This window comes from Embleya sp. NBC_00896 (genome assembly GCF_045207785.1).
Classification (GTDB): domain Bacteria; phylum Actinomycetota; class Actinomycetes; order Streptomycetales; family Streptomycetaceae; genus Embleya.
Genome location: NZ_CP108776.1, coordinates 5,417,147 through 5,430,995 on the forward strand (window position 1 = coordinate 5,417,147; position 13,849 = coordinate 5,430,995).

General features: G+C 70.9%; 11 protein-coding genes. 10 read left to right on the forward strand and 1 reads right to left on the reverse strand.

What is annotated here, in order from left to right; genetic code table 11:
• Window positions 1-3 precede the first annotated feature (3 nt).
• The 10 genes from murD to OG928_RS24625 all read left to right on the forward strand — a co-directional run bounded on the left by murD (window position 4) and on the right by OG928_RS24625 (window position 10,176).
• Window positions 4-1,488 (forward strand): UDP-N-acetylmuramoyl-L-alanine--D-glutamate ligase, encoded by a 1,485-nt coding sequence (murD, locus tag OG928_RS24580; protein ID WP_406291173.1) that lies wholly within the window; start codon window positions 4-6, stop codon window positions 1,486-1,488.
• Between the two features lie 13 nt (window positions 1,489-1,501).
• Window positions 1,502-2,824, forward strand: a complete 1,323-nt coding sequence (ftsW, locus tag OG928_RS24585; protein ID WP_406287408.1) for a putative lipid II flippase FtsW — start codon at window positions 1,502-1,504, stop codon at window positions 2,822-2,824.
• 5 nt (window positions 2,825-2,829) lie between these two features.
• Complete coding sequence (gene murG / locus OG928_RS24590; RefSeq protein ID WP_406291174.1) at window positions 2,830-3,924, forward strand: undecaprenyldiphospho-muramoylpentapeptide beta-N-acetylglucosaminyltransferase; 1,095 nt, start codon at window positions 2,830-2,832, stop codon at window positions 3,922-3,924.
• Window positions 3,925-3,944: 20 nt separating this feature from the next.
• Complete coding sequence (locus OG928_RS24595; RefSeq protein ID WP_406287410.1) at window positions 3,945-4,769, forward strand: cell division protein FtsQ/DivIB; 825 nt, start codon at window positions 3,945-3,947, stop codon at window positions 4,767-4,769.
• A 290-nt stretch (window positions 4,770-5,059) separates the two neighbouring features.
• Window positions 5,060-6,238, forward strand: a complete 1,179-nt coding sequence (gene ftsZ / locus OG928_RS24600; protein ID WP_406291175.1) for a cell division protein FtsZ — start codon at window positions 5,060-5,062, stop codon at window positions 6,236-6,238.
• 88 nt (window positions 6,239-6,326) lie between these two features.
• On the forward strand, window positions 6,327-7,058 hold the full coding sequence (gene pgeF, locus OG928_RS24605; RefSeq protein ID WP_406287413.1) for a peptidoglycan editing factor PgeF: 732 nt from the start codon (window positions 6,327-6,329) through the stop codon (window positions 7,056-7,058).
• Between the two features lie 43 nt (window positions 7,059-7,101).
• Window positions 7,102-7,827: a YggS family pyridoxal phosphate-dependent enzyme gene (locus tag OG928_RS24610; RefSeq protein ID WP_406287415.1), complete on the forward strand. Its 726-nt coding sequence runs from the start codon at window positions 7,102-7,104 to the stop codon at window positions 7,825-7,827.
• A gap of 73 nt (window positions 7,828-7,900) precedes the next feature.
• On the forward strand, window positions 7,901-8,545 hold the full coding sequence (locus OG928_RS24615) for a cell division protein SepF (RefSeq protein WP_406287418.1): 645 nt from the start codon (window positions 7,901-7,903) through the stop codon (window positions 8,543-8,545).
• 65 nt (window positions 8,546-8,610) lie between these two features.
• Complete coding sequence (locus OG928_RS24620; RefSeq protein ID WP_020552920.1) at window positions 8,611-8,895, forward strand: YggT family protein; 285 nt, start codon at window positions 8,611-8,613, stop codon at window positions 8,893-8,895.
• Between the two features lie 45 nt (window positions 8,896-8,940).
• Window positions 8,941-10,176 (forward strand): DivIVA domain-containing protein, encoded by a 1,236-nt coding sequence (locus tag OG928_RS24625; protein WP_406287420.1) that lies wholly within the window; start codon window positions 8,941-8,943, stop codon window positions 10,174-10,176.
• 131 nt (window positions 10,177-10,307) lie between these two features.
• Here the strand turns inward: OG928_RS24625 and ileS are convergent, their stop codons facing one another.
• Window positions 10,308-13,454 carry an isoleucine--tRNA ligase gene (gene ileS / locus OG928_RS24630; protein WP_406287422.1) on the reverse strand — a complete coding sequence of 1,049 codons (3,147 nt, stop codon included), beginning with the start codon at window positions 13,452-13,454 and terminating at the stop codon, window positions 10,308-10,310.
• Window positions 13,455-13,849 lie beyond the last annotated feature (395 nt).

Sequence of the window (13,849 nt, forward strand, 5' to 3'; positions counted from 1 at the left end):
GACCTGAGCACCTTCACTCATCACGGTGCGCCGTGGGCCGAACTGTCGTTCTGCGTCGCGGGCACCGGGGTCACCGGCGCGTCCGCGGCCAGGGCGCTGGCCGGCCTCGGCGCGCGCGTCGTGGCGATCGACGGCGCCGCCGACGACAACGCGCGGCGGCGGGCCGAGGAACTGGGCGCGCTGGGCGTACCCGTGCGGCTGGGCGACGACGAGACGCTGCCCGAGGGCGTCGACGTGCTGATCGCGTCGCCCGGACTGCGGCCCACCAAGCCGCTGTTCGCCGCGGCACGCGCGGCCGGCGTGCCGGTGTGGGGCGACGTCGAGCTCGCGTGGCGACTGCGTCCGCGCGAGAACCCGGCGCCGTGGCTGGCGATCACCGGCACCAACGGCAAGACCACGACCGTGCGCATGCTCGCCTCGATCCTGGAGGCGTCCGGCAAGCGGGTCGCGGCGGCCGGCAACGTCGGTACACCCGTGGTCGACGCGGTGCTCGCCCGGGACGGCGACGGCGAACCCGCCTACGACGTCCTGGCGTTGGAGCTGTCCAGCTTCCAGCTGCACTGGCTGCCGACGTGGGAGGAAAGCCCCAAGGACGACGCCGGCGCGCCCCGGATGCTCGCCGCGGCGGTGCTCAACATCGCGCCGGACCACCTCGACTGGCACGGCTCGCCCGAGGCGTACGCGGCCGACAAGGGCCGGATCTACGGCGGTTGCCAGATCGCGTGCGTGTACAACCTGGCCGACCCGCAGACCGAGCAGCTCGTGCACGAGGCCGAGGTCGAGGAGGGCTGCCGCGCGGTCGGCTTCGGGCTCGGCCCGCCGGGCCTGTCCAATTTCGGGGTGGTCGACGACCTGCTCGCCGACCGGGCCTTCGTGCCCGACCGGCACAGCACGGCCGCCGAACTGGCCACCGTGGCCGACGTGAACCCGCCCGCCCCGCACAACGTCGCGAACGCGCTCGCCGCCGCCGCGCTGGCCCGCGCCTACGGCGTGTCGCCGGTCGCGGTCCGCGACGGGCTGCGCGCGTTCCGGCCGGACGCGCACCGCATCGCGCACGTCGCGACCGTGGGCGGCGTCGACTACGTGGACGACTCCAAGGCCACCAACGGGCACGCCGCGGCGGCCTCGCTCGCCGCCTACCGGGACATCGTGTGGATCGCCGGCGGCCTCGCCAAGGGCGCGTCCTTCGACGACCTGGTCTCCGGCGCGCGGAGCCGGCTGCGCGCGGTCGTCCTGATGGGCACCGACCGGGCCGTGTTCCGCGACGCGCTCGCGCGACACGCCCCGGATGTCCCCGTGGTGGAGGTCGCCGCGACCGACACTGGGGCCATGGAACTGGTCGTGGGCGAGGCGGCGGCGCTGGCGCGGCCCGGGGACACCGTGCTGCTCGCGCCCGCGTGCGCGTCGATGGACATGTTCGCCAACTACGGAAAGCGTGGCGACGCGTTCGCCGACGCGGTCCGCGGACTCGACACAGACGCCGGCTGACCGGGCCGTCGCCATGGCCGCCGGTCCGGACACCCGCGAAGCACACCCGACGGCCTCCGCCGACACGCGGAAGCCGTCGGGCACCTCGGGCCTGCCCAAACCGCGTGCCGGCGCCGCGCAGCGCCGCCCCGGGCCGCTGCGCCGGGAACTGCGCCGGGCCCTGGACAGCCCCCTGACGGCCTACTACCTCCTGCTCGGCTCGGGTCTGCTCCTCACCGTCCTGGGCCTGGTCATGGTGTTGTCCGCGTCGCAGATCACGTCCCGGACGATCTACGGCTCGTTCGACGAGATCTTCACCAAGCAGCTGATCGCGGTGGCCATGGGCTTCCCGCTGATGTGGATCGCGTCACGCCTGCCGCTGCGCTGGTACCGCCGGCTGTCGTACCCGTTCCTGCTCGGCTGCGTCGGCGCGCTGTGCCTGGTGCTCGTGCCCGGCCTCGGCATCGAGGTCAACGGCAACCGGAACTGGATCGGGTTCGGGTCCTTCCAGCTCCAGCCCTCGGAATTCGCCAAGCTCGGCCTGGTGCTGTGGGGGGCCGACGTGCTCACCCGCAAGCGCCGGCTGCTCGGCCAGTGGCGGCACATGTTCGTCCCGCTGCTGCCCGGTGCGATGGTCATCCTGTTCCTGGTGATGCTCGGCGGCGACATGGGCACCGCGATGATCCTCACGGTGCTCGTGCTCGCGCTGCTGTGGATCGCCGGGGCCCCGGGCCGCTTCTTCGCGACGGCCCTCGCGGTGGTGACCGTGGCCGCCACCGTGTTGATCGTGCTGAAACCACACCGCGCGGCCCGGTTCGGAAGTTTCCTGCACCCGTTCTCCGACCCGGACGACACGACGTTGCAGGCGGCCCAGGGCATCTATTCGCTGGCCACGGGCGGCTGGTTCGGCAGCGGAATCGGTACAAGCTACGGAAAATGGGGCACATTGCCCGAGGCGCACACAGACTTCATCTTCGCCGTGATCGGCGAGGAATTGGGTCTGGTGGGGACGCTGTCCGTACTCACCCTCTTCGCGGCCCTAGGCTATGCAGGTATCCGCGTCGCGAGTCGCACGAAAGACCAGTTCGTGAGGCTCGCCGCGGGAGGTGCGACCGCGTGGATCATGGCCCAGGTCATGATCAACGTCGGGGCGGTGCTCGGCCTGCTGCCGATCGCCGGAGTGCCGTTGCCATTGGTGTCCTACGGAGGTTCCGCCCTGCTTCCGACCATGTTCGCCGTGGGCATGCTGTTGTCCTTCGCCCGAGGTGAACCAAGGGCCGAGGCCGCGCTCGCCGCACGCGGGCCCGGGGCGGTTCGTCGAGCGTTCGCGCGGATCCTGCCGCGCAGGGATGGGTGAATCAGGTGCATGTCGTCCTTGCCGGCGGAGGAACCGCCGGGCACATCGAGCCCGCTCTGGCATTGGCGGACGCGCTGCGCCGCCAGAACCCCAATGTGGGTATCACGGCGCTCGGCACGGCCAAGGGCCTGGAGACCAAGCTCGTTCCCGCTCGCGGCTACGAACTCGCGTTGATCCCGGCCGTGCCGTTGCCGCGCAAGCCCACGCCCGAGCTGATGACCGTCCCCGGTCGACTGCGCGGCACCATCCGCGAGGCCGCGGCCGTCCTGGAGCGCACCAACGCGTCCTGCCTGGTCGGCTTCGGCGGCTACGTGGCGCTGCCGGGCTACCTCGCGGCCAAGCGCCAGGGCGTGCCCACGGTGGTCCACGAGGCCAACGCGCGACCCGGGCTCGCGAACAAGATCGGCGCCCGGTACACCCGGTTCGTCGCGGTCAGCACCCCCGACAGCAAGCTGCGCGGGGCCCGCTACATCGGCATCCCGCTGCGCCGCGCGATCGCCACGCTCGACCGCAACGCGCTGCGCGACGAGGCCCGTGCCATGTTCGGGCTCGACCCGATGCGGCCCACGCTGCTCGTGTTCGGCGGCTCGCAGGGGGCCCGGCGGCTCAACGAGACGCTCGCGGCCACCGCGCAGCAGCTGCTCGCCGAGGGCGTCCAGGTGCTGCACGCGGCCGGCCCCAACAACGAGTTGAAGATCACCTCGCCGCCCGGCGGCCCGGCCTACGTCGTGGTGCCCTACCTCGACCGGATGGACCTGGCCTACGCGGCGGCCGACATGGTCCTGTGCCGGGCCGGCGCGATGACCTGCGCCGAGCTGGCCGCGGTCGGCCTGCCGGCCGCCTACGTACCGCTGCCCATCGGCAACGGCGAGCAGCGGCTGAACGCGCAGCCCGTGGTCAAGGCGGGCGGCGGCCTCCTGGTCGACGACGCCGACCTGACCCCCGACTGGATCCGCTCGACCGTGCTGCCGGTGCTGACCGACGCGCGGCGGCTGCACGACATGGGCAAGGCCGCGTCGGAGTTCGGTCGGCGCGACGCCGACGAGGAACTGGTCCGGATGGTCCACGAGGCGATCGCCGCCGCGCGATTGCCGCAGTAGGCACGGGACGAGGAGCGTTCTTGCCCAAGACGAAGGAGCGCGCGCCGGTGCGTTCGGCGGGGCCCGGGCGCGGCCCGCGGCGGCGCTGGACCAACCTGCGCCCGCTCCTCGTCCTGGTGCTCCTCGTCGTACTCGCGGGCGCCGGGTGGGGGATCGTCTACCACTCGCCGCTGCTGGACGCCCGCAAGGTCGCCATCGGCGGCCTGACCGTGCTCCAGCGCGACCAGATCGCCGCGGTCGCCGCGGTACCGGTCGGCGAACCCCTCGCGGGGATCGACCTCGACGCGATCCGGGCCAGGGTGGCCGCGGTGCCGCGGGTGGCCTCGGTGCGGGTCGAACGGGAGTGGCCGCATACCGTACGGATCTCGGTCCGCGAACGCACGACCGCGCTGGTGGTGCCGGACGCGGGCCGCTACGCGGAGATCGACAAGGACGGCGTACGGTTCGGTACGGTGGACGCCGCGCCCTCGGGGGTGCCGGTCGTCAAGGCCGATGCCAACACGGTGAGCCGCGAAACGCTACGGGGGGTGGTCCAGGTGGTATCGGCATTGCCGCCACCGGTCGCCCAACGTGTCCGCGACATCACCGCACGAACGCGCGACGACATCGTGCTCACGCTCGACAAGGGCGAGAGCGTGTCGTGGGGCGGGGCCGACGCGTCCGACCGCAAGGCCCTGATCCTCACCGTCCTGCTGCAACGGCCGGCCAAGTTCTATGACGTCGGCGCGCCCGACGCGCCCGTGACGCGCACCCAACCGTTGCCGGCGCAGGCGGAGCCGGCCGCCGCGCAGTCGTTACCTCCGGCCCCACCCGTCACGGCGGTTCCGACACCTTCCACTCCCTGACGGGGAACGGAAGGGCCCCGCCACTGCGATAAAACAATAGGGACAGGTTCGGCGTGTTCGTTGAACCGTGTCCGATGGGGACCTAGTGTCGGCCTAGCCCCAGGTTGACAAAGCTGTTATCCGCACCGTTTCGATCGGCGACGTTCGATGGAATTCGGTGTAACTCTATACCTGAGGGTGAGGGTTTTGGTGGCTCGCGGAAATCGCGTCCCGACCTCCCCAAGTCGGCAAATGTCGGCATGCCGGAACCACGGCACGCCGACCGGAACTCGAGGCGAGAGGCCTTCGACGTGGCAGCACCCCAGAACTACCTCGCAGTCATCAAGGTGGTCGGTATCGGCGGTGGCGGTGTCAACGCCATCAACCGGATGATCGAGGTCGGTCTCAAGGGCGTCGAGTTCATCGCGATCAACACCGACGCCCAAGCCCTCCTCATGAGCGATGCCGACGTCAAGCTCGACGTCGGCCGTGAACTGACGCGCGGCCTCGGCGCCGGCGCGAACCCCGACGTCGGCCGCAAGGCCGCCGAAGACCACCGTGAGGAGATCGAAGAGGTCCTCAAGGGGGCCGACATGGTCTTCGTCACGGCGGGCGAGGGCGGTGGCACCGGAACCGGTGGCGCCCCCGTGGTGGCGAACATCGCCCGCTCGCTCGGCGCGCTCACCATCGGCGTGGTCACGCGCCCGTTCACCTTCGAGGGACGGCGTCGCGCGAACCAGGCCGAGGATGGCATCGCGCAACTGCGCGACGAGGTCGACACCCTGATCGTCATCCCCAACGACCGCCTGCTCTCGATCTCCGACCGGCAGGTCAGCGTCCTGGACGCGTTCCGCTCGGCCGACCAGGTCCTGCTGTCCGGCGTGCAGGGCATCACCGATCTCATCACCACGCCCGGCCTGATCAACCTCGACTTCGCCGACGTCAAGTCGGTCATGTCCGAGGCGGGCTCGGCGTTGATGGGCATCGGCTCGGCGCGCGGCGACGACCGCGCGGTGGCCGCCGCCGAGATGGCGATCTCCAGCCCGCTCCTGGAGGCGTCGATCGACGGCGCCCGGGGCGTACTGCTCTCCATCTCCGGTGGCTCCGACCTCGGCCTGTTCGAGATCAACGAGGCGGCGCAGCTGGTCAGCGAGGCCGCGCACCCCGAGGCGAACATCATCTTCGGCGCGGTCATCGACGACGCGCTCGGTGACGAGGTCCGCGTCACGGTGATCGCCGCCGGCTTCGACGGCGGCCAGCCGCCGTCCAAGAGCGAGCTCGGCAAGCCCGCTGCGGTGGGCGGCGGTCGGCCGCCGGTCGAGCAGCCCTCCCGTCCGGCCTCGAACCAGGGGCAGAGCGTGCTGCACGATCCCGCCCCGAGCCCGGCGCCCTACTCGATGCCGACCACTCCGGGCCCGCGCACGCCGCTGGTCCCGGAGCCGATCAAGGACGACCTGGATCTCGACATCCCGCCGTTCATGAAGGACTGACGTCCGGGGCTACCCAGTCGGGTCGCACGAAAAGTCACAAAGCGTATAAAAAGCACAAAGAATACAAAGAATATTGGGGGAGCCCCACGTGTTCACGCGCAGGGCCGCCGCCGGCGGCGCCCGTTTCGCCTTCACCGACCGGTGGGGCGGGGCGGGCGCCGCGCCGTTCGACGAACTGAACCTCGGCGGCCACGTGGGCGACGACCCGCGCGCCGTCGCCGAGAACCGCGCGCGCACCGCCGCGGCCCTGGGGCTGCCGGTCGAGCGCGTGGTGTGGATGGACCAGGTGCACGGCGCCGGCGTCACCGTCGTGGACGGCCCGAGCACCGAGCCGCTCCCCGCCACCGACGCCGCGGTCACCGCGACCCCGGGCCTGGCGCTGGCGGTCCTGGTCGCCGACTGCACCCCCGTACTGCTCGCCGATCCGCTCGCCCGCGTGGTCGCCGCCGCACACGCCGGCCGGCCCGGGCTGGCCGCGGGCGTCGTCCCCGCCGCGATCGAGGCGATGTGCAAGCTCGGCGCCGACCGTTCACGGATCGTCGCCACCACCGGACCCGCCGTGTGCGGCCCGTGCTACGAGGTCCCCGAGGCGATGTGCGACGAGGTCTCGGCGCTCGTCCCGGCCGCTCGATCGCGCACCCCGGAAGGCACCCACGCGCTCGACATCACGGCCGGCGTATGGGCCCAACTGGCCCTGGAAGGCGTCGTTCCGGGTGAGAAATCGCACATCTGCACCCGCGAGTCCGCCGACCACTTCTCCTACCGCCGCGACCGCACGACGGGCCGGATCGCCGGCTACGTGTGGCTCGCCGAGGACTGACCCCGCCCCGGCGGTCGTGGCGCCCGTCGGCGACGATGGAGGCATGGAAACGCACGCTTCAGCCGCCGAAGAGACCGCGCGTCGGCGCGGCGAGCTCGCCGCGAACCTGGCCGCCGTCCAGGCCCGGATCGCCGCCGCGTGCACGGCCGCCGGCCGCCCGCGCGAGGACGTCACCCTCGTCGTGGTCACCAAGACCCACCCGGCGGGCGACGTACGGCTGCTCGCCGAACTCGGCGTCCGCGACGTCGGCGAGAACCGCGACCAAGAGGCCGCGCCGAAGGCGGCGGCCACCGCCGACCTCGACCTGACTTGGCACTATGTCGGCCGGTTGCAGACGAACAAGGCGAAATCGGTGGCCGGTTACGCCGACGTCGTGCACTCGCTCGACCGGGTGCGACTGGCCGCCGCCCTGTCCTCGGCGGCCGAACGGGAACAGCGCACGATCACGGCCCTGTTGCAGGTCAGCCTGGATGGGGACCCCTCACGCGGTGGGGTGTTGCCCGCCGATGTGGCCGAACTCGCCGACGCGGTGGCCGACTCCCCGCACCTGACCCTCGGCGGCGTGATGGCCGTTGCACCGCTGGGGGTCGAACCCGCCGGCCCATTCGCCACGCTGCGAGAAATCGCAAGCCGCCTGCGCGAAGCCCATCCGGCTGCCACGATGGTTTCCGCGGGGATGAGCAACGACCTCGAAGCGGCCATCGAGGCTGGGGCGACACATGTACGCATCGGTACTGCGGTGCTCGGAGTCCGGCCTTCCCTCCGGTAGCGTCGCCGTGAAGTGGATCGCACGACCCACGGTGACCTCAGCCGATCCACCGTGAGACCGGAGGAAGCGGAACATGGCCGGCGCAATGCGCAAGATGGCGGTCTACCTCGGCCTCGTGGAGGACGATGTCTACGAGTATGACGATTACGATGAGGACGACATCGGCCAGGACGGCCGCGACCGGGTCGAGCGCACCGATCGTCGCGAGGAGCGGCGGGAAGAGCGTCGTGAGGAGCCACGTGAAGTACGCGAGCCGCGTGGCGAGTCGCGGGAACGTCGCGAGGACCTCGTTCGTGGAGCAACCGCCCTGCGTGAAGCGGGGGCGCTCCGCGACGAAGGCCGCCTTGAAGAACACCGCGCAACAGTGTCCGCCATGCCCGAACGCCGTCCCGAGAGCAGCACACCGGTGACCGTACACAAAGTCGTCAGCGAACGTGAGCCCTACCGCATCACGACGCTGCACCCGCGTACCTACAACGAAGCCCGCACGATCGGCGAGCACTTTCGCGAGAGCACGCCCGTGATCATGAACCTGACGGAAATGGAGGACACGGACGCCAAGCGGCTCGTGGACTTCGCCGCGGGTCTCGTGTTCGGCCTGCACGGCAGCATCGAGCGGGTCACCCAAAAAGTGTTCCTCCTGTCGCCTGCTAACGTCGATGTGACAGCCGAGGACAAGGCCCGCATCGCCGAGGGTGGGTTCTTCAATCAGAGCTGAGGTGTGCGAAAACTGAGGCTAGGTGCGGTCCTGACCCGAAGGACGGCACGCGAGGGGGCAGGTAAATGAGCATTGCGCTGGAGATCATCCGCATCGTGCTCTACTGCTTTTTGATCGTGTTGTTCTTCCGCTTGGTGATGGACTACGTGTTCCAGTTCGCGCGGTCGTACGAACCGCGCGGGGCCATGGTGGTACTGCTGGAGGCGACGTACTCCATCACCGATCCACCGTTGAAGTTGCTGCGCAGGTTCATTCCTCCGCTGCGCCTCGGGGGTGTAGCACTCGACCTGTCCTTCTTCGTACTGATGATCATCGTCTACATCCTGATCTCCGTCGTGGGCAGGCTGTAAGCGGTACCGTCTGTCCGATGCCGACGATCACGCTGAGGTGAAGAGATGCCGTTGACCCCCGAAGACGTGCGTAACAAGCAGTTCACGACCGTCCGTCTCCGTGAGGGCTATGACGAGGACGAGGTCGATGCGTTCCTCGATGAGGTCGAGGGCGAACTGACCCGACTTCTCCGGGAAAACGAGGATCTGCGAGCGAAACTCGCGGCGGCGACCCGTGCCGCCGCGCAGAGCCAGCAGCAGGCCCAGCAGCGCAAGGAGCGCGAGCGCCCCGACGCACCCGTCCCGGCAGCCATATCCGGGCCGACCCCGGTTCCCCCGCCGCCCCAGATGGGTGGACCCCAGGGGATGCAGGGCGGCCAGCACCAGATGCAGGGCGGCCCGCAGCAGCTCGGTCCCGGTGGACCGCAGCAGCACCCCATGGGGGGACCGCAGCAGCTGGGTCCCGGCATGAGCGGCCAGCACCAGCTCCAGGGCCCGCCGCAGCACCAGCTCCAGGGCGGCCCCGGCATGCCGAGCGGGCAGCACCAGGTGCCCGGTCAGCAGCAGCACCAGCTCCAGAGCGGTCAGCACCAGCTTCAGGGTGGCCCGCAGCACCAGCTCCAGGGTCCGCCGCAGCACCAGCAGCAGCTCCAGCAGCACCAGCTCCAGGGCGGCCCGCCGCAGCTCGGTCCCGGTGGACCGCAGCAGCAGCAGCAGCAGATGGGCAACCCCGGTGGCGACAGTGCCGCCCGGGTGCTCGCGCTCGCGCAGCAGACGGCTGACCAGGCGATCGCCGAGGCCCGCTCCGAGGCGAACAAGATAGTGGGCGAGGCGCGCACCCGCGCCGACGGCATGGAGCGCGACGCGCGTTCCAAGGCCGACGCCCTCGAGCGGGACGCGCAGGAGAAGCACCGCGTCGCGATGGGCTCTCTGGAGAGCGCCCGCGCCACGCTCGAGCGCAAGGTCGACGACCTGCGCGCGTTCGAGCGCGAGTACCGCACGCGCCTGAAGTCGTACCTCGAGAGCCAGTTGCGTCAACTGGAGTCGCAGGCCGACGACTCGCTCGCACCGCCGCGTACACCGGCCACGGCCTCGCTGCCGCCGGCCATGTCGTCCGCACCGGTGCCGATGTCGCAGCCGTCCTCGATGTCTCCGGCGATGACGCCGTCGATCGGGCAGCAGATGAGCCCGGCCATGACGCAGCAGATGTCGCCGGTGCGTCCGCAGGCTCCGCAGCCGCAGCAGATGCAGCAGCCCTCGCCGATGCGTGGGTTCCTGATCGACGAGGACCCCGAGAACTGACCGGCCACTGAGCGTCGGTCGTCTCATCCGAGAAGCGCCCGCCCCCTCCGGGGGGACGGGCGCTTCTCGTGTTCCGGAACGGCTCGTGCGCTCCGGAAGGGCAGGGGGCGGCCGAGGCCGCCCCCGCCCGATCAGACCTTGCGCAGCCAGAAGCGCAGGCCCAGCGCGGCGTCGCCGTGCTCGGGCAGCTCCTCGTCCTCCGGGGAGCCCTGGGCGAACTGTGTCGCGAGCACCTCGTCGGCGACCTGGACGCCGTGCGCGAGCAGCGCCGACGTGGTCTCCTCCGACTCGTCCGCGGCCCACCACACCAGGATCCGGTCCGACACGTCCAGGCCGCTGTTCTTGCGCGCCTCCTGGATCAGCCGGACCACGTCGCGGGCCAGGCCCGCGAGTCGCAGCTCGGGGGTGATGGTCAGGTCGAGCGCGACCGTGGCGCCGGATTGACTGGCCACCGTCCAGCCCTCGCGCGGGGTCTCGGTGACGATGACCTCGTCGGCCACCACCTCGACCTCCTCGCCCTCGACCACGACGACCGCCGTGCCGGATTCGCGCAGCGCCGCCGACAGGGCCGCCGCGTCGGCCGCGGCGATCGCGCCCGCCACGATCGGGGTGCGCTTGGCGAAACGCTTGCCCAGCGCGCGGAAGTTGCCCTTCGCGCTGTATTCGACCAGGTCGCCGCCGGCGTCGGAGAGCGCCGCGACCGAGACCACGTTGAGCTCCTCGGCGATCTGCTCGCGCAGCTCCGCCGACAGCTCGTCCCAGCCGGCCGCCCCGATCAGCGCGCGACCCAGCGGCTGCCTGGTCTTGACGCCGGAGTCCGCGCGGGTGGCCCGGCCCAGCTCCACCAGGCGCCGAACCAGCACCATGTGCCTGCCGAGTTCGGGCCGCACCAGCGCCGCGTCTGCGGTCGGCCACGACGCCATGTGCACCGACTCGGGCGCGTCGGCGGTGACCGGACGGACCAGGTCCTGCCAGACCCGCTCGGTGATGAACGGCACGAGCGGCGCCATCAACCGGGTCACCGTCTCCAGCGCCTCGTGCAGCGTCGCGAGCGCGGCCGGGTCCGCGTTCCAGAACCGCCGCCGAGAACGGCGCACGTACCAGTTCGAGAGGTCGTCCACGAACGCGGTGAGCGCCTTGCCCGCGCGCTGTGTGTCGAACGCCTCCATCGCCGTGTCGACGTCGCCGATCAGCGTGTTCAGCTCGGACAGCAACCACCGGTCGAGCAGCGGGCGCTCGGCCGGCGCCGGATCGCTCGCGCTCGGCGTCCAGCCGCCGGTGCGCGCGTACAGCGCCTGGAAGCTCACCGTGTTCCAGTAGGTCAGGAGCGTCTTGCGGACGACCTCCTGGATCGTGCCGTGCCCGACCCGGCGCGCCGACCACGGCGAACCGCCCGCGGCCATGAACCAGCGCACCGCGTCCGCGCCGTGCCGGTCCATCAGCGGGATCGGCTCCAGGGTGTTGCCCAGGTGCTTGGACATCTTCCGGCCGTCCTCGGCCAGGATGTGCCCCAGGCACACGACGTTCTCGTAGGACGACTTGTCGAACACGAGCGTGCCGACCGCCATCAGCGTGTAGAACCACCCGCGCGTCTGGTCGATCGCCTCGGAGATGAACTGCGCCGGGTAGGACTTCTCGAACAGCTCGCGGTTCTTGTACGGGTAGCCGAACTGCGCGAACGGCATCGAACCCGAGTCGTACCAGGCGTCGATGACCTCGGGCACGCGTGTCGCCCGCGCGCCGCAGACCGCGTCCGTGGTCTTGGCCGGGCAGCCGAAGGCGACCTCGTCGATGTACGGCCGGTGGGGGTCCAGGTCGGACAGGTCGCGGCCGGTCAGCTCGGACAGCTCGGCGAGCGAGCCGGCGCAGGTGAGGTGACCCTCGTCGCAGCGCCAGATCGGCAGCGGCGTACCCCAGTAGCGGTTGCGCGACAGGGCCCAGTCGATGTTGTTGTTGAGCCAGTCGCCGTAGCGGCCCCACTTGACCGTGTCCGGGTGCCAGTTGGTGCGCTCGTTCTCGCGCAGCAGCGCGTCCTTGACCGCAGTGGTGCGGATGTACCAGGACGGCTGCGCGTAGTAGAGCAGCGCGGTGTGGCAGCGCCAGCAGTGCGGGTAGCTGTGCTCGTACTCCAGGTGCCGGAACAGCAGGCCGCGCTCGCGCAGGTCGGCGACCAGGGCCTCGTCGGCCTTCTTGAAGAACTGCCCGCCGACCAGTGCCAGATCGGCCTCGAACGTGCCGTCCGGGCGGACCGGGTTGACCACCGGCAGGTCGTACGCCCGGCAGGTCTTGAGGTCGTCCTCACCGAAGGCGGGCGCTTGGTGCACGACACCCGAGCCGTCCTCGGTGGTGACGTAGTCGGCGAGCACGACGAAGTTCGCGTCCTCGAGCGGCAGCAGCTCGAACGGGCGCCGGTAGGCCCAGCGCTCCATCTCGCGGCCGGTGAAGCGCTCGCCGGTGAGCACCCAGCCCTCGCCCAGCGACTTCTCCACCAGCGGCTCGGCGACCACCAGGCGCTCGTCGCCGTCGGTGGCCACCACGTAGGTCACGTCGGGGTGCACAGCGGCGGCGGTGTTGGACACCAGCGTCCACGGCGTCGTCGTCCACACCAACAGCGCGGCCGTGCCGGCCAGCGGCCCCGAGGTGAGCGGGAAGCGCACGTACACCGACGGGTCGACGACCGTCTCGTAGCCCTGCGCGAGCTCGTGGTCGGACAGGCCGGTGCCACAGCGCGGACACCACGGCGAGACCCGGTAGTCCTGGGTCAGCAGGCCCTTGTCGAAGATCTGCTTGAGCGACCACCACACCGACTCGACGTACTCGGGGTCCATCGTGCGATAGGCCTGGGAGATGTCGACCCAGTAGCCCATCCGCTCGGTGAGCTCCTCGAAGGCGCCCACGTGGGTCATCACCGATTCGCGGCACCTGGCGTTGAACTCGGCGATCCCGTAGCGCTCGATGTCGGGCTTGCCGGAGAAGCCGAGCTGCTTCTCGACGGCCAGTTCGACGGGCAGGCCGTGGCAGTCCCATCCGGCCTTGCGCGGCACGTTGTACCCGCGCATCGTGCGGTAGCGCGGGAACACGTCCTTGAAGACGCGCGCCTCGATGTGGTGCGCTCCCGGCATGCCGTTGGCCGTCGGCGGGCCCTCGTAGAAGACCCAGCGCGGTCCGTCGGCGTTCTGCTCCAGGGAGCGCTCGAAGATGTCGTTGTCCCGCCAGAACGCGAGGACCTCGTGCTCCATGGCGGGCAGGTCGACCTGCGCCGGTACCGGGCGGTACATGTGGCTTCCTTCCGCGGGCTGTGATGCGTGCCTACCGAAGGGACGAGGCGACTTGCTCGAGTCCCGAGCCGCCCCGCGGTACCACCCTTCTTGGCCGCGCCGCCGGTGGCGGGCACAACCCTCTCGTCTGCGCGAGGGCCGGTTCTACGGGTCGATCCGGGGGATCGGCCCTTCTTCCGGCAGCTCCGGGGTGATCTTCACGTCGCGCACACCTCCGGGCTCACACCGTCCCCGGATCGCTGGTGGCTGCGTGCGGCGCTACTCGTCCCCATCGACACCGTCTCGCTCTGCGGATTGTACGACCCGAAGGGGCCCGGGCGCTGCCGGCTTTCCCGGGCGGCGATGGATAACGATCCGTTCGGGAACCGGTAACGAACGGGACACGTAGAAGAGGG